General features: G+C 52.7%; 15 protein-coding genes and 1 other RNA gene. 10 read left to right on the top strand and 6 right to left on the bottom strand.

What is annotated here, in order from left to right; translation table 11 throughout:
* The first annotated feature begins 50 nt into the window (after positions 1–50).
* The 4 genes from AACY36_RS14250 (at position 51) to AACY36_RS14265 (ending at position 5,233) form a co-directional block, all read left to right on the top strand.
* A complete protein-coding gene (locus AACY36_RS14250) occupies positions 51–2,861 on the top strand; it encodes an FAD-binding and (Fe-S)-binding domain-containing protein (RefSeq protein WP_339497247.1) in 2,811 nt (936 codons plus the stop codon).
* A gap of 150 nt (positions 2,862–3,011) precedes the next feature.
* Positions 3,012–3,290: a hypothetical protein gene (locus AACY36_RS14255; RefSeq protein WP_033898249.1), complete on the top strand. Its 279-nt coding sequence runs from the start codon at positions 3,012–3,014 to the stop codon at positions 3,288–3,290.
* Positions 3,291–3,394: 104 nt separating this feature from the next.
* Positions 3,395–3,791, top strand: a transfer-messenger RNA (tmRNA) gene (gene ssrA / locus AACY36_RS14260).
* A gap of 185 nt (positions 3,792–3,976) precedes the next feature.
* The gene (locus tag AACY36_RS14265; RefSeq protein ID WP_014719966.1) at positions 3,977–5,233 is read left to right on the top strand and encodes an integrase domain-containing protein; all 1,257 of its coding nucleotides are present in this window, start codon (positions 3,977–3,979) and stop codon (positions 5,231–5,233) included.
* A 166-nt stretch (positions 5,234–5,399) separates the two neighbouring features.
* Here the strand turns inward: AACY36_RS14265 and AACY36_RS14270 are convergent, their stop codons facing one another.
* The 5 genes from AACY36_RS14270 to AACY36_RS14290 all read right to left on the bottom strand — a co-directional run bounded on the left by AACY36_RS14270 (position 5,400) and on the right by AACY36_RS14290 (position 9,977).
* Positions 5,400–5,669 (bottom strand): hypothetical protein, encoded by a 270-nt coding sequence (locus tag AACY36_RS14270; protein WP_339497248.1) that lies wholly within the window; start codon positions 5,667–5,669, stop codon positions 5,400–5,402.
* On the bottom strand, positions 5,666–6,646 hold the full coding sequence (locus tag AACY36_RS14275) for an integrase domain-containing protein (RefSeq protein ID WP_339497276.1): 981 nt from the start codon (positions 6,644–6,646) through the stop codon (positions 5,666–5,668). The genes AACY36_RS14270 and AACY36_RS14275 overlap by 4 nt, the downstream gene beginning before the upstream one ends.
* Positions 6,630–6,983 carry a hypothetical protein gene (locus AACY36_RS14280; RefSeq protein ID WP_339497249.1) on the bottom strand — a complete coding sequence of 118 codons (354 nt, stop codon included), beginning with the start codon at positions 6,981–6,983 and terminating at the stop codon, positions 6,630–6,632. The genes AACY36_RS14275 and AACY36_RS14280 overlap by 17 nt, the downstream gene beginning before the upstream one ends.
* A complete protein-coding gene (locus AACY36_RS14285) occupies positions 6,976–8,376 on the bottom strand; it encodes a YfjI family protein (protein WP_339497250.1) in 1,401 nt (466 codons plus the stop codon). Before AACY36_RS14285 ends, AACY36_RS14280 begins: the two co-directional genes overlap by 8 nt.
* A gap of 1,064 nt (positions 8,377–9,440) precedes the next feature.
* On the bottom strand, positions 9,441–9,977 hold the full coding sequence (locus AACY36_RS14290; protein ID WP_339497251.1) for a LasR-specific antiactivator QslA: 537 nt from the start codon (positions 9,975–9,977) through the stop codon (positions 9,441–9,443).
* Between the two features lie 527 nt (positions 9,978–10,504).
* Here AACY36_RS14290 and AACY36_RS14295 point away from each other — a divergent pair.
* The 6 genes from AACY36_RS14295 (at position 10,505) to AACY36_RS14320 (ending at position 17,278) form a co-directional block, all read left to right on the top strand.
* A complete protein-coding gene (locus AACY36_RS14295) occupies positions 10,505–10,837 on the top strand; it encodes a hypothetical protein (protein WP_339497252.1) in 333 nt (110 codons plus the stop codon).
* A gap of 591 nt (positions 10,838–11,428) precedes the next feature.
* The gene (locus tag AACY36_RS14300) at positions 11,429–12,334 is read left to right on the top strand and encodes an abortive infection family protein (protein WP_339497254.1); all 906 of its coding nucleotides are present in this window, start codon (positions 11,429–11,431) and stop codon (positions 12,332–12,334) included.
* Positions 12,327–13,220 carry an abortive infection family protein gene (locus AACY36_RS14305; RefSeq protein WP_339497256.1) on the top strand — a complete coding sequence of 298 codons (894 nt, stop codon included), beginning with the start codon at positions 12,327–12,329 and terminating at the stop codon, positions 13,218–13,220. Before AACY36_RS14300 ends, AACY36_RS14305 begins: the two co-directional genes overlap by 8 nt.
* A gap of 526 nt (positions 13,221–13,746) precedes the next feature.
* On the top strand, positions 13,747–14,961 hold the full coding sequence (locus tag AACY36_RS14310) for a hypothetical protein (protein WP_339497258.1): 1,215 nt from the start codon (positions 13,747–13,749) through the stop codon (positions 14,959–14,961).
* A 2-nt stretch (positions 14,962–14,963) separates the two neighbouring features.
* The gene (locus AACY36_RS14315; protein WP_339497259.1) at positions 14,964–15,422 is read left to right on the top strand and encodes a three component ABC system middle component; all 459 of its coding nucleotides are present in this window, start codon (positions 14,964–14,966) and stop codon (positions 15,420–15,422) included.
* The gene (locus AACY36_RS14320) at positions 15,419–17,278 is read left to right on the top strand and encodes a DUF3732 domain-containing protein (RefSeq protein WP_339497260.1); all 1,860 of its coding nucleotides are present in this window, start codon (positions 15,419–15,421) and stop codon (positions 17,276–17,278) included. Before AACY36_RS14315 ends, AACY36_RS14320 begins: the two co-directional genes overlap by 4 nt.
* Before the next feature lie 536 nt (positions 17,279–17,814).
* On the opposite strand, the gene AACY36_RS14325 is transcribed toward AACY36_RS14320, so the two are convergent.
* Positions 17,815–18,486: a uracil-DNA glycosylase gene (locus tag AACY36_RS14325; protein WP_339497261.1), complete on the bottom strand. Its 672-nt coding sequence runs from the start codon at positions 18,484–18,486 to the stop codon at positions 17,815–17,817.
* Positions 18,487–18,842 lie beyond the last annotated feature (356 nt).

Consider the following 18,842-nt stretch of genomic DNA (forward strand, 5'->3'; position numbering starts at 1 on the left):
AGAATCGACGCCGGACACCCATTCCGGCGTCTGCTATTTCTGGAGGACCGATGAGCCTGCCTGCTGCTTTTCTGAGCGACGTCGCACAACTGATCCCGAAAGATCGGCGTTTCGACGATCCACTTTCCACCCTCGCTTTCGGCACCGACGCTAGTTTTTACCGACTGATCCCACAGTTGGTGATCCGCGTGGAGTCGGAAGACGAGGTGGTGGCGCTGTTGCAACTCGCCCAACGCGACCGTGTGGCCGTCACCTTCCGCGCAGCCGGCACCAGCCTTTCTGGCCAAGCCATCAGCGACTCAGTGCTGATCGTGCTGGGGGACAATTGGAACGGCCGCGAAATTCGTGGGCAGGGCACCCAAATTCGCCTGCAACCTGGCGTGATCGGCGCTCAGGCCAATGCATGGCTCGCGCCTTTTGGGCGCAAGATCGGGCCGGATCCGGCGTCGATCAATGCCTGCAAGATCGGCGGCATCGTCGCCAACAACGCCAGCGGCATGTGCTGCGGCACAGCGCAGAACACCTATCACACCCTGGCAGGCATCCGCTTGGTACTGGCTGACGGCAGCCGACTGGACACCGAAGACGCGGCCAGCGTGGCGGCGTTTCGCGAACAACACGGCTCGCTGCTGGAACGCCTGGCGACACTGGGCCGCGAGACGCGGGCAAACGCTGAATTGGCGGCAAAAATCCGCCACAAATACCGCCTGAAAAATACCACCGGGCTGTCACTTAATGCCCTGGTGGATTTCGATGAGCCGCTTGATATCCTCAGCCATCTGCTGGTGGGCTCCGAGGGTACGCTTGGATTTATCAGTGCGGTCACCTATGACACGGTGGTCGATCATCCGAACAAAGCCTCGGCCTTGATTGTGTTTCCGGATGTCGAGACCTGCTGCAACGCGGTGACCGCCCTCAAGACCCAACCGGTCTCAGCCGTCGAGCTGTTGGATCGACGCAGCATGCGCTCGGTTCAAGACAAGCCGGGAATGCCCGCCTTCGTACAACATCTATCGGAAAATGCCTGCGCACTGTTGATCGAATCTCGCGCAGCGTCGCCGTCTTTGTTGCATGAGCAATTGGCGCTGATCATGGCCTCCCTGGCCGATTTCCCTGTGGAGAAACAGGTCGATTTCACCGAAGACCCGGTAGAAAATGCGCGCCTGTGGGCCATTCGCAAAGACACCTTTCCCGCCGTCGGCGCCGTACGCAAAACCGGCACCACGGTAATCATCGAAGACGTCACCTTTGCGGTCGAGCAACTGGCAATCGGTGTAAATCGCTTGATCGAACTGTTCGACAAACATCACTACGACGAAGCAATCCTTTTCGGACACGCGCTGGAAGGCAACCTGCACTTCGTGTTCACCCAAGGCTTCAACAGCGCGGAAGAAGTCGCACGCTACCAAGCGTTCATGGACGACGTGGCGCACCTGGTGGCGGTGGAGTTTGGTGGTTCGTTGAAAGCTGAACACGGTACCGGCCGCAACATGGCGCCGTTCGTTGAGTTGGAATGGGGCAGCGACGCCTATCAATTGATGTGGCAACTCAAACGCCTGCTCGACCCCAATGGCATTCTCAACCCGGACGTGGTGCTCAGCGAAGACCCGCAAATCCACCTCAAACACCTCAAGCCGCTACCCGCCGCCGACGAGCTTGTGGATAAGTGCATCGAATGCGGCTTCTGCGAGCCGGTGTGCCCGTCGAAAGGCCTGACTTTGAGTCCACGCCAACGCATCGTGATCTGGCGCGATATCCAGGCGAAGAAACGAGCGGGCGTCGACACCACCGACCTGGAAGCCGCCTACCACTATCAAGGCATCGACACCTGCGCCGCCACCGGCCTTTGCGCTCAACGCTGCCCCGTGGGAATCAATACCGGCGACCTGGTGAAAAAACTACGCAGCCGTGACGCCGACCGTACGAAAACGGCCGAATGGCTCGCCACTCATTTCGCCACTGCGCTGCAGGGCGCGCGCTTTACCCTGCATGTCGCCAACGGCGCACGCATGCTGCTGGGCGCACCTCGCCTGGCGAAGCTATCGGCCACCGTCACCAAGCTGTCCAAGGGGCAGATTCCGCAGTGGACAAACGCCATGCCGCAGCCGGAGAAAGCCATCCGCTTCAGCCCGGCGGTCACGGACGAGCGGCCACGAGTGGTCTACTTGGCCGCCTGCGTCTCACGCGCCATGGGCCCGGCGGCGGGAGATAAAGAACAGATGTCGTTGTACGACAAAACCCGCGGCCTCTTGGAAAAGGCCGGTTACCAAGTCGTCTTCCCCGACAATCAGGACAACCTGTGCTGCGGCCAGCCCTTTGCCTCCAAAGGCTACGCTGAACAGGCCGAACACAAGCGCCAGGAACTGATCGGCGCCCTGCTCCACGCCAGCCGCGGCGGGCTCGACCCGATTTACTGCGACACCAGCCCGTGCACCTTGCGTCTGGTGCAGGATCTGGCTGAAACACGGCTGGATCTTTACGATCCGGTGCGTTTTATCCGCACTCACCTGATGGATCGCCTCGATTTCACACCACAGGCCGCCCCCATCGCCGTGCACGTCACCTGCAGCACCCAGCATCTGGGCGAGAGCCAGGCGCTGATCGACCTGGCCCGGCGCTGCTCTAACACCGTGGTCATCCCGGAAGGCATTCATTGCTGCGGGTTTGCTGGCGATAAGGGTTTCACCACGCCGGAACTCAACGCCCACTCACTGCGCACCCTCAAGGACGCGGTGCAGCATTGCAGCGAGGGTATCTCCACCAGCCGCACCTGCGAGATCGGCCTGAGCCAGCATGGCGGCATTGATTATCACGGGCTGGTCTACCTGGTGGACCGTGTCACGCAGGCTCGCGCCCACTGAGCCTGCAAAAATGAGCCTGCAAATAAACAGAACCCCTGCGCGCCGGTGTAGTCATCTGCATAGGCCTCGACAAACGAGGCTCATCACTGATGTCGCTGGCAGCCGTTCAATGCCAGCAGCGTCGAGCCCTTTTGCGCAAGGAGATACCCTATGAAGCGTTCCGCTCTTGCTGGCTTGTTCATTACCGCTGCGATGCTGGCGTCCCCTGCTTTCGCGGCAGGTGATAAAGACCTGTGCCAGATCAACCTGGACAAAATCAACAACGGTAAAGCGCTGCTCGCCACCGACACCAGTGGTAAAAGTGGCGAGATAGACACCGCTGTGTCTTCGGCTAAAGCAGCCCACGCCGCCGGCGATGACAAAAAGTGCATTGAGATCACCTCGAAGGCACTGCAAGACCTGCAGAACAGCGAAAAAGGCGGCCAATAGGCAGCACGGTCAGGGACGGCTAACCTTCGGGTTGGCCTTCCGTGACGGTTTGGCGTACACTGCACAGGCTTGTCACTCACTAAGAAACAACGAGTTACAAGCACGGGGCCGTTTAGGATTCGACGCCGGTCGCGAAACTTTAGGTGCATGCCGAGTTGGTAACAGAACTCGTAAATCCACTGTTGCAACTTCTTATAGTTGCCAATGACGAAAACTACGGCCAGGAATTCGCTCTCGCTGCGTAAGCAGCCTTAGCCCTGAGCTTCTGGTACCTTCGGGTCCAGCAATCACCAGGGGATGTCTGTAAACCCAAAGTGATTGTCATATAGAACAGAATCGCCGTGCAGTACGTTGTGGACGAATCGGCTAAAACTTACACAACTCGCCCAAAGCACCCTGCCCTTCGGGTCGCTGAGGGTTAACTTAATAGAAACGGCTACGCATGTAGTACCGACAGCGGAGTACTGGCGGACGGGGGTTCAAATCCCCCCGGCTCCACCACTTGATCAACTAAAGACGTCCACGGACGTCTTTTTTTGTGCCTGAAATCCAGTAAATACAGGGGTTTCAGCGCTTATGAGAACTTTGGAGAGTTTCTGAGTTCCAGCCCGTTTGGTATCCCAGGTGGTATCCCGGACTGCCAAATGCTATTTTCAGGATACCAAAACGGTGCTGGAGGTAGCCCCATGCCTACTAACGCAACCCGCCTCTCCGATCGCCAGCTCAAGGCAGTCAAGGCAACTGGTAAAGATTTCGTCCTCAGCGACGGCGATGGCTTACAGCTTCGAGTCCGCGCGAGCGGCTCAATGATGTGGAATTTCAATTACCGCGAGCCCCTGACCAGAAGCCGTATCAATATGGCACTTGGTCCATACCCCGACCTTTCGCTAGCCAACGCCCGGAAGAAAGCCGCAGAGGCGCGTGAATTGCTCGCTTTGGGCACGGATCCCAAAACCCAGCGTGATGAGGTAAGGCAAGCCAAACTTGCTGAGACTGAACACACTTTCGAGAAGGTGGCCACCGCCTGGTTCGAGCTGAAGAAAGACTCCGTAACCAAAGCCTACGCCGAAGACATTTGGAGATCGCTGACGCTTCATGTTTTCCCAAGCATGAAAACAACGCCGCTCTCTCAAATCACTGCTCCGATGGTTATCAAGATCCTTCGTCCAATCGAGGCCAAAGGGAGCCTCGAAACCGTGAAACGATTGAGCCAACGACTCAACGAGATCATGACCTACGGGGTCAACTCCGGGCTGATATTCGCGAACCCCCTCAATGGAATTCGGGCGGTGTTCAAGAAACCCAAGAAAGAGAACATGGCTGCGCTACCACCTGAGGAGCTTCCCGAGCTCATGATGGAAATCGCGAACGCCAGCATCAAGCGCACGACCCGCTGCCTAATCGAATGGCAACTGCACACGATGACCCGCCCTGCCGAAGCAGCCACCACACGATGGGCAGATATCGACTTCGACAAGCGCATATGGACCATTCCGCCAGAGCGCATGAAAAAGCGTCGGCCGCACACAATCCCTCTTACCGATCAGGCACTTTCGTTACTGGAGACGCTCAAGCAACTCAGCGGTAACAGAGAGTACGTGTTCCCCTCTGATAGAAATCCCCGCACCCATGCCAATAGCCAGACCGCCAACATGGCGTTGAAGCGCATGGGCTTTCAGGACCGTCTAGTCAGCCACGGCTTGCGCTCGATGGCGAGCACCATCCTGAATGAGCATGGCTGGGATCCGGAGCTGATCGAGGTCGCACTGGCGCATGTCGACAAGGACGAAGTTCGTAGCGCCTACAACCGGACGGATTACATCGAACGCCGGCGTCCGATGATGGCTTGGTGGAGTGAACATATCCAGAAGGCGGCCACCGGCAGCCTGTCGGCATCGGCCATCAATCAAACTAGAGATCGCAACGTCGTACCGATTCGCTGAATATCCAAAAGGGGTGCGCCACCGGCTACGATCCGTGTCGTGTAGTAGGGCGAGAGGAGTAACTACAGTTGCCAGATCTCTGGTATGCCTGCGCTTTTTCAGCCAAGCCCCTGAGTATGGGAAGGCTCCGCATTCCCATACTCAGGGGCTCACGCTTAAAGATCTATCAGGCAACCCCGACTTTTGCCTTTCTACGACGGATCAACCCTGCTGTTAACTCGTAGTAGTAGATGGTAGCTGGAGCTGAGCACCGCAAATAGTGCTCCAGAAACCATCTCACGTGCTTTTCTCTCCAGGACCAGGGCGTCGCGCAACCCCAGCGTTCACGAATCACCTCGTGCATCCTTTCTGCTTGCCTGATGTGCCGCTGCCGCGTGGCATGCGCACCTTTGAGCACAGGGCTCAGAAACAACGCTATGTCGAACTCGGACGTCATCGCCGACCTCCGATGTAGGCACTCACCACATCGATGCGGTTATGTCCCAGCTCGTGGCTGATCTGCTGTCGTGCATGCTGATCAAGCTCTCGATCGTCTCGATGAACACGACCGCCATTGATGGGTGTATTCAAGCCAGTCAGTTGCTCATACCGCTCACAGGCGTAAGCCGCCCGCAGCTCATGAAAGCCTTTCAATCCATGCTCGTGCAAGATGTCCCGTGCCGGTCGCACAACTGACTGCATAAACTCTTTGTAGCTCTCATTGGGGGTCAACAGGTTCCGACTGCGACTGGGTGAAGCCTCCCAGGCCCTATCCAAGGCGCCACGGATTTGATCAGTGACCGCGATCCAACGCGGTGCTGACGCGCCTGATCGACCGCCTTTGGTGCCGTCCTGGATGTTGATCTTGCCCAGTTGCTCGGCCTCACGTTGCAGTCGGGGCAGGTCCGCCAAGATCGCTTCACGCAGACGCATACCAGTCTCCCGGGCCAGGTGCACAATTGCGGCCACTCGTTGCTGACCCCGCTCTGACAGTGCGCGTGCGATCAACTCAATCTGAGCACGATCTTGGCCTTGCGGGGCCTCCCCGCGCACGCTTGAGCGCTGCAAACCCAGCGCCTTGCTCGGACTGGGGATTTTGACGTACTGATCACCGCGCAGCGCAGCCATCGTTCGGTTCACACTGGACAGTCGGTTCTGCGCGGTGGCGATGCCAACGTTGCCCTGGTCCACTTGCTCCCGCATATAGGCGGCGTACCGCATGAGGATCTCGCGGTCGATCTGTCGCGCGTCATTTAGCCTCGGCCCTTCCTCGAATCGACACCAATGCACGAATGCTTGCCAGCGATCGCTATGGGCTTTGACGGTAGCAAAATGGCCGTCGCCAAATAGATCTTTCAAGGCTTGCGGTCCGGCATAGCTGAGCTGGCGACCGAAGCCGAAATTGCGCCCCGCTCGCTTACCGACGCGAGCCATTTTTCTGTTCCTGATCGACTGCAGCGAGCTCATGTTGAAGCGCTCGCCAGTGTGCGCCTACGATGGCGAACTGGGCCCAATCAGTAGGGCGAAAACACAGCGTGTTGTCGACGACGTAGAGATGCGCCCCCTCCTTTTCTAACCACTGGATAATGGCTGTCGTCGAGGTGATAGTTTTACGATCGGTGGCGACATCGGCGACAGCGGCGACAACCCTTGTCCTACCTGGTTTTGAGCGTGGCGACAAAGTGGCGACACTCCCGGCGACAAACCGCACTTTCGGCTCATTGTGACGTTGAGCTAAGTGGTTGCGCAGTGCTTCATCAAGATTAAACATGGCGCACCTCGAAGGTGTGGCCGTCGGTGATCAGCCACTGATGATCAAGCAACTCGACTAACAGCTTGGTGGCATGGCGACTGCTTTTACGGGCAAAGCGGGGGCCGTTGCGGTTCAGGTCTCGAATACTAAAGCGCTTCCAATCTTTGACCTGCAGCCAGCGCAGCAGCCGGTCTGCCTCCTCTTTTACCCTGCACATCGGTTCCTGCTCGGTCAGGCGCTGGATCTCGGTGAGGTAGTAGCCGACTAAGGCCGAGGCCCGTTGGATATGATCGACCTCCACGACGCTGCTCTCCTCCACTACTGCCAGATTGCCGGCGACGCGCAGCAGGTTGTCGGCGGCCTTCGATCCGCTAGGCCGTACGCTTGCCAACTCGCCAAACTCACCCAACTGGGTCTCGATGGCATCATGCAGATCAACCCAGCGACGACGAGCCAATGGACTGAGGCTCAGCGGTGACAGCCGCAAGGCACCGTCAGCGGAAAGCGACCAAGGCTGATGAAACAGGGCCGAAAGACGGTGGTGATATCGCTTTAGGGCGGGGTCTTTTGACAAGTCGACAGCCTGGTAACTGCGTTGTCCGGCCAGGCTGGTGGGCCAGGTCATGAGGCAGCGACCGAGAATGCCTTGCCCCTGCAGCAACGGGTCACTGAGTAACTGCATGGCTAGATACGGTTGCAGCATCAGGTGCAGGCTTAAGCGTCGATCGTAAGCTCGCAAGCTTTCACCCACCATGGACCGCGCGCGATCTATCGGACTGCCGTCCCAGAGTGACGACAAGGTCGTAACCGCTTTCAAACGGTTATCCCGACTCATGGTGCTGCTACCGAGGAATTGTCCCCCCTCGTCACAGAACAGGCCCATGCTCGGCAAGTCATGGCAGAGTCCCTTGATCAGGGCCTCGATAGTCGGATCCGTGGTGATCAGCCTAGGTGCTGAGGGCTCCGCTTCAAGCGGTACGCCGTTTGTGGGGTTGGGATCGCCAGGGTTGACACGCTGCGCCTGTCGCTGCGCGACACGGTACCGGGCGAGTTGTTCGCGATAGCGCTGCCACTGCTCACGCTCCCATTGCCGTGCGGGCAGCAATGCAAATCGATCTGCCGCCGTTTTGCGATCGCCGGATGCCGCCACGGTGATCAGGTACAGCGACAGCGGATAATTTCTCCCATCGAGCTGTAAGCCCGCATGACCTTGAGTGGCCAGCGCCGAAGCAGCCAGCACCGATTGTGCAGCCAATGCCTGGGGCACCCCGATGACCTCAGCCATGCGTTCGACTGCAGGCCCAAGAATCCCACCCAGTGCCTGCACCGGATAAGGCTGGGCCACGGGATTCGACTCAATCAGCGGTCGAGGTAGTTGTGGTAGTTCAAGCTTCGGATCTAACTGCTGCATGGGCCGTCTCCTCGTCATTGCTGGTTGTCCTCACGTAGTCCCGCCACGGCTGTTGAGTGTTATCAGGGATCAAGGCCCCTGCGGCCTGTGAGGTGTTCACTGACGCGGAACGAACGGCTCATTACGACCGAGAGCAAGGGCATAAACCCATGAATCTGGCCTCCTAAACGCATCCGAAGATGCGGGCGGGTGGAGGCTGTGCCGACTGACGAGTTCGGCACCTGGATATCCTGGGTGAGAGAAGGCAACAACATCGACACCTGGGGCATGCCTGACTGTCAGTCAGGTGCAGCCTTTCCATAGGCTGCGGCACCGGTGCCTGTGTTGTTGTGGATGGCGACGAATCGGATTTGTCAGGCCGATTGTCACGAGGAGAGTTGCGGCATTGCCCTGTACTACGTGGCTTGCAGCAGTGCTACGAGCGCCCGTCTCTTTCCACAAGAAAGAGACGGGCAAAGTCTGGCGCAGCGAGGTGTGCCAAAAGGTGAGGTTGCTGCAGCGCAGCGAAGAAGGGCTATCGTCTGCCGCAGTAGGCAGATCAGTCGAGTAGGCATCCATCACTCTTGCGGAGTGACCGTGCGAGCCGCCGGACGCTAATCGCACTCTGGGAGAACCACCACAAAGTGGCGTAGCTTTGAAGGTTCTGGCTACCTGGGCTGTTGCTGTCAACGACAGCGGTCCGTGCGCCAATTTTTATACCCACTCGAAAAGGCGGTCAAGCGTCACGGGCAAAGTGCGTTAAATTGGCGACTGTCGCCACTTTTGTCGCCACGCTCCAGGCAAGGTTCTGCATGGGTTGTCGCCGGTGTCGCCCCTGTCGCCACACCTATATCCATGCCCAACGAAAAGATCCGCTTTGACACTGAAACGGCTCTGCGCCCGATACAGATCACGAGCAATTACTGACGGGTAAAAGAAGGCTGGCGCTAATCAAATTTGAAATGAAAGCGGGGAACGCGGTGGCTGCAAGAAAAAGCGAGTGAACCCTCCGATCGGCGCGATCAAAGATCGCTTGATCGGAGGGTTTGGCGGGAAAAGCAAAGTCTCAAACGTCAATTACAAACTCAGGCATCGAAGCTGGTTGATTGGGAAGTGACTGCCTCACGTCGCATGATCAGCGTCTGCTGCAACCGCAGCAGAAAACCTGCTTCAAATGCTTCTTGGGGATCACCTGGACGATGATGCTTTCGGTTTTGCGCCAGTGCCCACCACAGCGGCAATGATGAGCCATCGAGCCAGGTCTCAGCGCACCGAACGCCGTCCTCAATCATCGGGCGGAATTCATTGCCCCATGGTGTTCGGAGACCGGGACAGCCTTCAGCGGAAGGGACAGAGACGTACTCACCAGCCTGTTGATGAACGCGCTGAGCTGGGATACCGGACAAACATCGAAACGCCTTGTCGAACAACACAGCCGCATCATCCAGTAGCTCTACAGCTAGCTCAACATCCTGGGGAAAATGAAGCAGAATACTCTGTGCGCCATTAAGCCGAAGAGTGGCAGCCTGTCGTAGTTTAACCGCGGCATCTTCGGGGGTGAGTGATGCTGTATCGATGGTGTTGGGTTTGGGAAGGGTGATTAGAAGCGATAGATCAAACATCACGGAATCCTCCGAGATAGTTTGCAGCTTGATCCAAATCGCCAGGGCGGCGCACGTGCTTAAAAGGGGGACAGGGCATTTTCCTTATCTCCTCGGACAGTTAAGGAGCCGTCCACCCAGCCGTTCTGACACGAAATGGGTGGCGGACCGTACGGGGGTCAGAAACCGGCGTCCGAGGGAACCGGCCAGGCCGAAGCCTGCCCCGCACGGACCGCCATAGAAAAGCAGCAGCTAAGCCTCTGTAAGCACTTAATCGCCGGCTATGGCGCTATGCGCCTCGAACAATGCAGGTTCTGACACCCGGCCACGGGATTGACCGCGACAGAGCAAAGCGTAAATGTGAAGCCGCAACAACACAAGCGCGGGGCACCAATATACTCAGCATCCGAATGAAAACTGTAGGCCGGACGCTAATGCTTGCCGATGCCTGGGTGCTCTACCGTTTCCCATCTAACCAAACGACTACAAATTCAGGTCACGCTGATAGAATCGGTAACGCGATACATGACATCCTTCCGGGAAATAGTATGAATACAGAGCTGACAGAAGAAGACATGCGTCGGGCGCTATTCGGAGAGTCTGCGCCCCATAAACCAGCAATTAACTCACACGTGCAAGACACCGCTCAGGATGTCGTGATCGCGGAGCCAGTAAAGACAACTAATAAAAATAAAATTTCAAAAGCTTTTACTCCCAGGTTGAAAGTCACACTGAGGGTGGGGAATGAATTCGAAGGCAAAATGCACGAACTCATACATGAGGCCGACACCCTGAGCTCCCTCGTTGCGGAGCAAGAAGCCACAAAGATAGCTAGGAAAAAATTCAGGTTTGTGGAGGTTATTTCGGTCAAGTCGATGTAAGCGTGCCCTCTAACTGCCCATTAAACCGCATTCCATTCCAGCTATTAACGCAACCGATCAACTGGTGTTGATTGAGGCCTCAAACCTCAATTACGTTAGCCGTTCGCAGTCCTTAACACCAACGCTCCATCCAAAGTCTCAAGCCCTTACTGAATGCCAGCCCTCTCCGCCGCCCAGGGTAGAGACGGGCAAAAACCGGCCAAGAGAAGTCATTCAATATGTCTACTAAAGTGGGAGCTATTCACCGCGCTTGAGTGCTCTGAACCGCCTAAGAGCCTCGATGAGGCTGTTTGCCGGCGTTAGCCTCCCTTTGGTTGATTGGTGCTTACGGGGACAGTCTTTAGGACATTGGTATCGGCGATGGAGACGTGCTGGTGGTGGAAAGGCTCTGGAGCCACTCAAGGGCGACATTGTGGTCGTGGTCACTGGCTCTGATTTCTGCCACAAAGAATACAGGGAGCGCCTAGGCAAATCTCCGGCTCTGCGGGCTCACAACTCCCTCAACGGAATCGGTAGGAGAGTGGGAAGACGTTGAGCTGTGGGGTATCGTCCAGCGCAACCTCCATCGTGTGTCTCGGTTATGAGTACGTTATGACGACCAGAAAAGAAGCGCTATCCCGTTTGACCAAGCAGGTTATAGATACCCGCAGCGCTGTTCGTGCAGGGCTCGAAAGTGTTGAGAAGGATCTGCGCGAGGGAATGAACGGCTTGAGCGTCGATGCCCGTGGAAAAAGAGTAACATTCGCCCAAGTCGATGAGGATGATTGGGAATATGGGCTGCTGAACTTTGACGGTACAAATTTGAGAGTCCTGACTTCTACTACCGTTGAAGACGGTCATAACTACGGTACACCTTGGGAAGGTCATATGACTTCACGACATATGAGCGAAATTAAGGATGATGAAATCATCACAAAATTGGCCTCTCCTGATTCCATTAAATCCATCTGGACCGCCGTTGAAGAGCAAGTCAATGAAATGCTTAGCGACGCTAAAAGTTCAGCAAAGCTTTTGTCAGAATTCTCAGATATTCAAAGTGAAAGTATCCACAAGCAGCTAGTAGATTTAATGAATGGTGATTATTTTGAGAAGCAATGGGTAAAAGCCCGTTTGGCAATAGAAACGGACGCTAGTGACTCCCTAACGCGCACAACGCAATTTCTTGAGTCTGTTTGCCGCCATTACCTCGAAAAAAGGAAAATTTCTTTAGGCAACAAAAAAACAATCACCGACTTTATAAATGCTGTCGTGGGCGATTTTTTACCATTAAAGCTACTCAATGGCGAGGATCATACGGCAGATATTAAAGCATTTTTTGGTGGAGTTAAGGGAATATCCCAAAGTGCTGGTGCATTAAGAACACATTTGGGCACGGCGCATGGTGGAGATAAAACCGCCAATGCTGATGAGGCTCGCCTTTCAAATAATCTTGCTGGTGCCGTTGCAATCTACATTCTGGAAAAACTGAAAGAACGGATGGTCTCAGAAAATGAGTGACGATGGATTTGCAGAGCTGGCCGCTCGATCAGCTAAGGTAAAAAACGAGAACCTACAGTTACTGCTTGGGCTAAGAGCTTTCGAGCAAAAGCTTTTGGATTTGGTCGAAGGGCTTGGGTGTGGTGGTAATAGTGAAACCATTGCTTTTGATGAAATTCTTGACCAAGAAAATGAACCAATTGGGCACACTGCTTGCTATCTCGCATTTACTGGTCGGGAGCTTAAGATTTGCTGGAAAGAGGCGCCTCGGCAAAGCGAGTACGATTACTGGACTTACTGCTCGCTGGAGGAAGCAGGCACTGATATGCAGAGACGCGTCAGTGATTCCAGGGTTCTGAATTCGCTGGTAGCTGATTTACTCCAGAACCTTGACAGGGAGTTTATTAAAACCACCTCAGTGGTTCAGTCGCTTTCTCAATTTGTGACTATTGAGAAGGCCGAGATTGACGCAGATCTCGATGCCCTGTTCAACGGCCATCCCATGCTGCTGGATTCATGGCTGAAGGCTAGAGGATGTGTCCTGACCGATCCAGAGCTTTGCATTACGTTAAGCTGCAGTCACATCGAAACTGTACTGAAAGGTTGCCTCAAGTCACTAGGTGAAAGTGGTTACGAGAAGGAGACAGTCGAACGGCTGTCCTCCAGCATTTTGAAAGCGCTGAAAGCATCGGGGACTATTGATGACAACACGTCCCAGATGCTGCGGGGTGCGGCTACGATTTTCCAATGTGTAGGGGCTTCTAGGAACGATAAAAGCGTCTCACATGGAAAGGACGCCGGTTACGTGCCGCCAACATCTGACCTTGCGCAGACCATCAACCATCTTGCCGGTGTCGCCTCGGTATTCGTGATGAAGCAGACCGACCTTGTGTTGAAGGGGAGATGACATATTGCTTGGCCCAGAGCCAGGATTTTCTTCACGCATTGGAAATCGTGAGGGCCAAACAAGTTACCAAGCCTTAGCATGAGCATGAGCATGATGCGATAGCATCTACGCCCAACGCCGCCGTTTCTATGAAAGACGTCAAGTGGATGGCCGTAAACGGCGAAAAAAACGAACCGTAATAAAAGGAAAGGCCTCTGACCCGCAGCTTCCTACACTAAGCATTTCCAACCGGTTACTGGCCTTCTCTATCCTCGAAAGCAATCAAGTTTTTCAGGACTGTTTGCAGCACTTTGAACTGTATATATATACAGATAAGATGAGGCTGTTCGTATATACAGTTGTTTTTCTACGAAAGAAAATAGCTAGCCGCAACGACGAAATGTAATCTTGCGAGCCTGAGTGATATCAAAATAGTTGCATACCCAGGCCGGCCATGGCTTCATACTCCCTTGAAAGGTCATGGATGGCATTCTCAGTAATTGCCAATCATATCCGAACGGCAAAATGATCACACTGAGACCTTTAAATGGGCACACCGAAAACATTTATGGAGAAGACCGCCGCGCCAGGTGCCAGCGCCGGTTTCGACTACCAGTACTATTATTTCCTCTACAGGATATTAAACCTAAAAAAAGGTCAATCTGTAGGTCTAGAGATCAAGGACGACGTTCACACCGACATTGATAATGACTTGCAGCTCTTATTCCAATTGAAGCATACGATCCAAAAGCAAGCTGACGGAAAACCTATTGCGCTCACAGAACTCGACGCGGATCTTTGGAAAACTCTTCATAATTGGGCCAGAGTCATCTCTGATGCAAACGATGGTCGCTCAACCGAAGCTGCTCAGCTAATTTTTGTCGCTAAGACGGAGTTTCATCTCGTAACTAACAAAAGTGTGAGCAGCTCTAACAAATTCGTAAAATTATTAGCCGCTTACGTCGAAAATCACAGCCCGGAAAACCTAGAAAACATCGCCTCTAGAATATCCGAGCTAGAGGCGTCAACCTCAGATGCTATTATAAATGGATACATAAATGCTGTCGCAGGCCTCAACACATCGATAAAGCGGGAATTTTTCAAGAAAATTCATTTTGAGCTTTCCGAAACAGAGATCATTCAAAAGATCAAAAATTCAATCGCTGAAAAATTTATCAAACCCAACAGGATTGATGAGGTCTACGAACGACTTAATTCAAATATACGAGACAGTAATTATTTATCAATATTGGACGGCAAAGCTTTTACTGTAAAATTTGATGATTTTTTTACCAAGTTCTGGAGCATTTTTCAGGATGGCCGAGATAACAAGCTCTCCAGCCTTCGTTTTGAGCCCGCGCTTCCAGACAATCTACTCAGCCAACTGTTCATTCAGCAACTCTCTGCGATTGATGATATTTACGATTACGAGGAGGAGATCATCACGGAATATACCACTCACAAAATAAGGCTAGCCCGTAGCTTAGAGCAATGGGAGCAGAACGGAGAGGTAGTTCATGATGAAATTCAAGCGTTGCATAGCGAAGTACATTTAAGATGGAAAAACAATCACCGCCTGGCATATCGTGGATGCAAACCGGAGCAGATCAAAGAAAGGGGGCAGTCCATTATCAATACAATGCGTCTAGAAAAATACAAGCTGGGCGGAGATGAACTTAGCACCGAATACTCTAATGGCGAGCTATATGAACTCTCAGATATAGGCCGAATTGGTTGGCATCAAGACTGGGAGAAATTGTGAGCATGAGTGAAAAACGCACCATGACTTGGAGCGGATACAATAACTCAGGTATTGCGGCAGTTGCTATTGGCATGACACTCAATCACTGTCATTCCCTTACCCTTGCTAAAGCACTTCTTGTAATGCCCCTCGTAATGCATGCTCCTACCGTAAAATATTTAGCGAATGGCAATACTCGCTCACGAGAAATTTCCTCGCTAACGGCTATAAGGCCGGATTTCGTCCATAATTTCAGCCAGCGTTACCATGCAAGCCTAATCCACACGATTAATGGATTACAGCTTTTGCACAGCCTAGATTTTATAATTTACAAAGATATTATTTTTCAGGCTAAGGCATTTGAAGCGGGTCCCGAGTTTGGAAAGCGGGTCGAACTCATTACAGCCGCTTCACGAGAAATATCTCACCTTCTCAAATCCTCTGAAGAGGAATTATATTTGAATCTGCGGGTGCAATTGTGAAATTTGGAATTGATAAGATCCGCCTATGGTCTAACCATGGAAAAGTTCGCGACGTCGAATTCGAACGTGGAAAAATTAACGTCCTAACTGGAGGTAGTAGTCGCGGCAAGACCTCTCTGTTGCACATTATCGATTATTGCCTTCTTTCTAGCGAACATAAACTACCGCACGATGTAATTAATGATAACGTCGCATGGTATGGCCTTCAGCTCTACATTAACGATAAGACATTCACAATTGCCAGAAAAAGCCCAACTGCTCAGAACGTATCTGACCAACTTTATTTTTCAGGCATTGGCCTGATGCCTGAAGTCCCCGAGGCTAATGCAAAGAGCGACGATATTAAGGCCATTCTTCAAGCGGAGTTTGGGTTAGATAGTAGCGTTGTGCTTTGGGGCGGGCGCGGCCTCAAGCAAGGTACTCAGATGTCATTCCGGTACTTCATGCTGATGAATACCATGTCGGAGAACACAATAACCAATAGCGAAGTCTACTTTGACAATCAGCAAAAAGACCGCTACCGAGTAGCCCTTCCCCAAGTTCTGGATCTCAGCCTAGGTATTGATACTCTCGAAAATATCGCTGCCCGCGAACGCAAAAAAGATATTCAGCGACAAATTGATAACCTCGAAAAAAAGAAAGAAAAACTGTCAAATGGAAAGAGTTTGTTTGAAGGGGAAGCGAGAAAGATTGCAGCTACTGCAGCAGAGTACGGCTTAATCGAGAAAATTCCAAAAGTCGTCGACATAGCTTTCTTGAAAGGGATTGTAGATAGTTGCCCTTCTCCAGAGGCAACTGGCCAAGACGCTAAGCGCTATGCGGACGCCAAGGCGAAAATGTTTGAACTCAACCGAAAAATGCGAAAGCTACGGGAGTTCACCGATGAACACAAACAATATAAAGCCACACTCAAGGTCACGCTCGATAGCTTAAAGCCGTTAGAAACGTTATTAGACCAGACAGACCAACTAATCAAATCTGAAATTTTTGACGACTTGATAGTTGGCCTTAATGCTGACTTGCGTGCATTAAAATTGGCAACTGCTACTAAACAGCCTGTAGACACACAGGTTGCGAGTATGTTGCGGGACCTTGAGTTTGAAAAGAAAGAGCAGCAAAAATATATAGACTCCTTACCAAAGAAACCAAAGTCATTTGAGACCGCGATTGATCACGCTCGATTTCTCGGAAAAATAGAGGCCAAGCTAGAATCGTACCATGAAGTTTCGAGTGATGATCGAGACAGCTATACCGGCCAAATTGCTGATCTACAAGAATCCGCTAATGAGATTCACGTTCACGATGTAGCAGAGGTCCGACAAAACGTCAATCGTCAAATTGACGATATCGCGCAATCCCTGCTGGCCGAAGCCGATTTCGTCATGGACAATTACGTTACTTGGCATCCAGCATTCAGTTTTAAACATAACATCCTACAACTTAGAAAACCACAGTCATCACTCGTCGAGAACGTCGGAAGCAGCTCCAACCATATGTTCATGCATCTGATCTTATTCCTCGCTTTGCATGAGGCTTCTGCTGCAAATAAATCTCGTTTTGTACCAAACTTTCTATTTATGGACCAACCTAGCCGCCCGTACTACGGTGAGGAGAAGTTTAAGGATGAGATCCATTTAAAAAGCTCAGACGCCGCTAGAGTAAGTCAAGCTTTCGTGATGCTCGACAACTTTATAACTCGTATGAAACTGAAGCACGATACAGAGTTTCAGATGATTGTTCTCGAACACGTGCCGATCGATGTTTTCAAAGGCATGAAAAACGTACATGTATTACCAGAGTTCCGAGAGGCCAATGCTCTAATTCCAATGGAGTGGAAAAACCGAACGCGCAACTGATTCTGAGCTATCTAGTCATCCGATAATCGTGGGAAGGGGGCACGCATTTAATTTTTATATACGGCTTATATAATTAACTTGCCCTCTCCCCCCAATCGTATCCGTACGAAAACGATCAAGGTGAAACCGCTCTAGAGGTTCTTATGGCACTATGGATCGACGGGTTAAAAATAACGAAAGACCACTTGCACAACGTTATTCGTAAATTCAAACCCTCTCAAATGCCTGAGGATATTCGCTTCCTTCTCGATAAAATCGAGCTAAAACCACAGTAGATCGTTAGTTCGCCCCTCCCTAATGCACTTTAATAAAAACTCGCTAGGGCCAACTTAAATGTCTTTACTTACAAAAATTTCGTCCACATTCATACAAGCAGCGCGAGTTCCGGCCACAGTTCTAACCCACAGATTTGTGAGAGTCGAGTCAGACTTTGATAGCAGGATGCTGACGTGTACTGCCTCTCATTCTCCCCGGGTGTGAATATCCTGATAACACTCGTTCTACTAAAAAATACTCAAGATGCATGCTGACCAGCCTCAGAAAAGTGAAGCCTGACGCTTGGGATTGAGCACCTCGACCGGTATATCGTAGAGTGCGCTCATTCCATTGCGAAAGTCCTTGATGCCGCCGTAGCTGGGATGACGAATCGCAACCACCTCAACACCGAACCGGCTGGCGTAATTGAATGCATCCTGCCCAATCGCAACCACGCGGCGAACTTTCAGCCACTTGATCAGCATTTCATTCAGTACGTCAACCTGCTGGAGTTCACGGGCCGTGAACTTGCGGTTGGTGAACGGATTTCCTGGCTCATGGGGATGAAAAGGGAAGACGTTCCACAACATGGGCGGGAGATCAACCGCTCGCAATACTGACCAGATTTCAGAGGCCGTACGTTCTGCGAGCGCCGGACCAACGGTCGCTTGCTTAAAATTTGAGCCCGGATATCTTTGTGTCATCTCGGAGAGATGGTATTCATCCGTAAGTGCAAGTCCTGTCCGTCTCCCGCCACGGTAGCCGAGGTCGCGCCCCATCCAAATCGTGTCCACGCCAATCTCTAAGGCGGCGTTCAAATAGCCACGAAGATTGCAACGACGCGCCGATACGGCATCAGAGCGGTCGTGGACCGGACATTTGTCAGCGTATGGGTTGAATACGTTGTCCAGCTTCAATTTAGACAGGGCATTCACGAAGGCTGTAGGGGTCATTGCTGCTCGTTCTTTACAGGAGGTTCAAAACGCATGATGTGCGGAATCACGCCAACGATCACAATGCCGCCGCAGTGTGTTTATAAGTTTCGGGAGATCTAAAAGCCTGTCAGTATGGCTTTTTCCCACAGCCAGAGCTCGAATTTCTCAATCTCATAGCATTCCGCCATGCTCTTGATGAGCTTGAGGATGCCGTAACCACGAGTGCCTTATCTGATTCGGAGATAGATGATGTGAGCCTTAACGTAGTTAAAAAGCCAGGTTGCAAAACCTTCCTCAATGATCATCGAGCGAGCTCCGTCCTCATCACGAGATGAGACATCATCTCACGACCACACCAGCACCGACGACGGTGT

The organism is Pseudomonas sp. EA_15y_Pfl1_P101 (genome assembly GCF_963970835.1).
GTDB lineage: Bacteria > Pseudomonadota > Gammaproteobacteria > Pseudomonadales > Pseudomonadaceae > Aquipseudomonas > Aquipseudomonas tritici.

What these genes read in the sequence shown, in the direction of transcription:
- AACY36_RS14310 (WP_339497258.1), top strand. Translation starts at nt 13,747, where the DNA reads ATGGGCACACCGAAAACATTTATGGAGAAGACCGCCGCGCCAGGTGCC.
- AACY36_RS14270 (WP_339497248.1), bottom strand. Translation starts at nt 5,669, where the DNA reads ATGACGTCCGAGTTCGACATAGCGTTGTTTCTGAGCCCTGTGCTCAAA.
- AACY36_RS14265 (WP_014719966.1), top strand. Translation starts at nt 3,977, where the DNA reads ATGCCTACTAACGCAACCCGCCTCTCCGATCGCCAGCTCAAGGCAGTC.
- AACY36_RS14315 (WP_339497259.1), top strand. Translation starts at nt 14,964, where the DNA reads ATGAGTGAAAAACGCACCATGACTTGGAGCGGATACAATAACTCAGGT.
- AACY36_RS14255 (WP_033898249.1), top strand. Translation starts at nt 3,012, where the DNA reads ATGAAGCGTTCCGCTCTTGCTGGCTTGTTCATTACCGCTGCGATGCTG.
- AACY36_RS14285 (WP_339497250.1), bottom strand. Translation starts at nt 8,376, where the DNA reads ATGCAGCAGTTAGATCCGAAGCTTGAACTACCACAACTACCTCGACCG.
- AACY36_RS14295 (WP_339497252.1), top strand. Translation starts at nt 10,505, where the DNA reads ATGAATACAGAGCTGACAGAAGAAGACATGCGTCGGGCGCTATTCGGA.
- AACY36_RS14280 (WP_339497249.1), bottom strand. Translation starts at nt 6,983, where the DNA reads ATGTTTAATCTTGATGAAGCACTGCGCAACCACTTAGCTCAACGTCAC.
- AACY36_RS14275 (WP_339497276.1), bottom strand. Translation starts at nt 6,646, where the DNA reads ATGGCTCGCGTCGGTAAGCGAGCGGGGCGCAATTTCGGCTTCGGTCGC.
- AACY36_RS14300 (WP_339497254.1), top strand. Translation starts at nt 11,429, where the DNA reads ATGACGACCAGAAAAGAAGCGCTATCCCGTTTGACCAAGCAGGTTATA.
- AACY36_RS14325 (WP_339497261.1), bottom strand. Translation starts at nt 18,486, where the DNA reads ATGACCCCTACAGCCTTCGTGAATGCCCTGTCTAAATTGAAGCTGGAC.
- AACY36_RS14290 (WP_339497251.1), bottom strand. Translation starts at nt 9,977, where the DNA reads ATGTTTGATCTATCGCTTCTAATCACCCTTCCCAAACCCAACACCATC.
- AACY36_RS14250 (WP_339497247.1), top strand. Translation starts at nt 51, where the DNA reads ATGAGCCTGCCTGCTGCTTTTCTGAGCGACGTCGCACAACTGATCCCG.
- AACY36_RS14305 (WP_339497256.1), top strand. Translation starts at nt 12,327, where the DNA reads ATGAGTGACGATGGATTTGCAGAGCTGGCCGCTCGATCAGCTAAGGTA.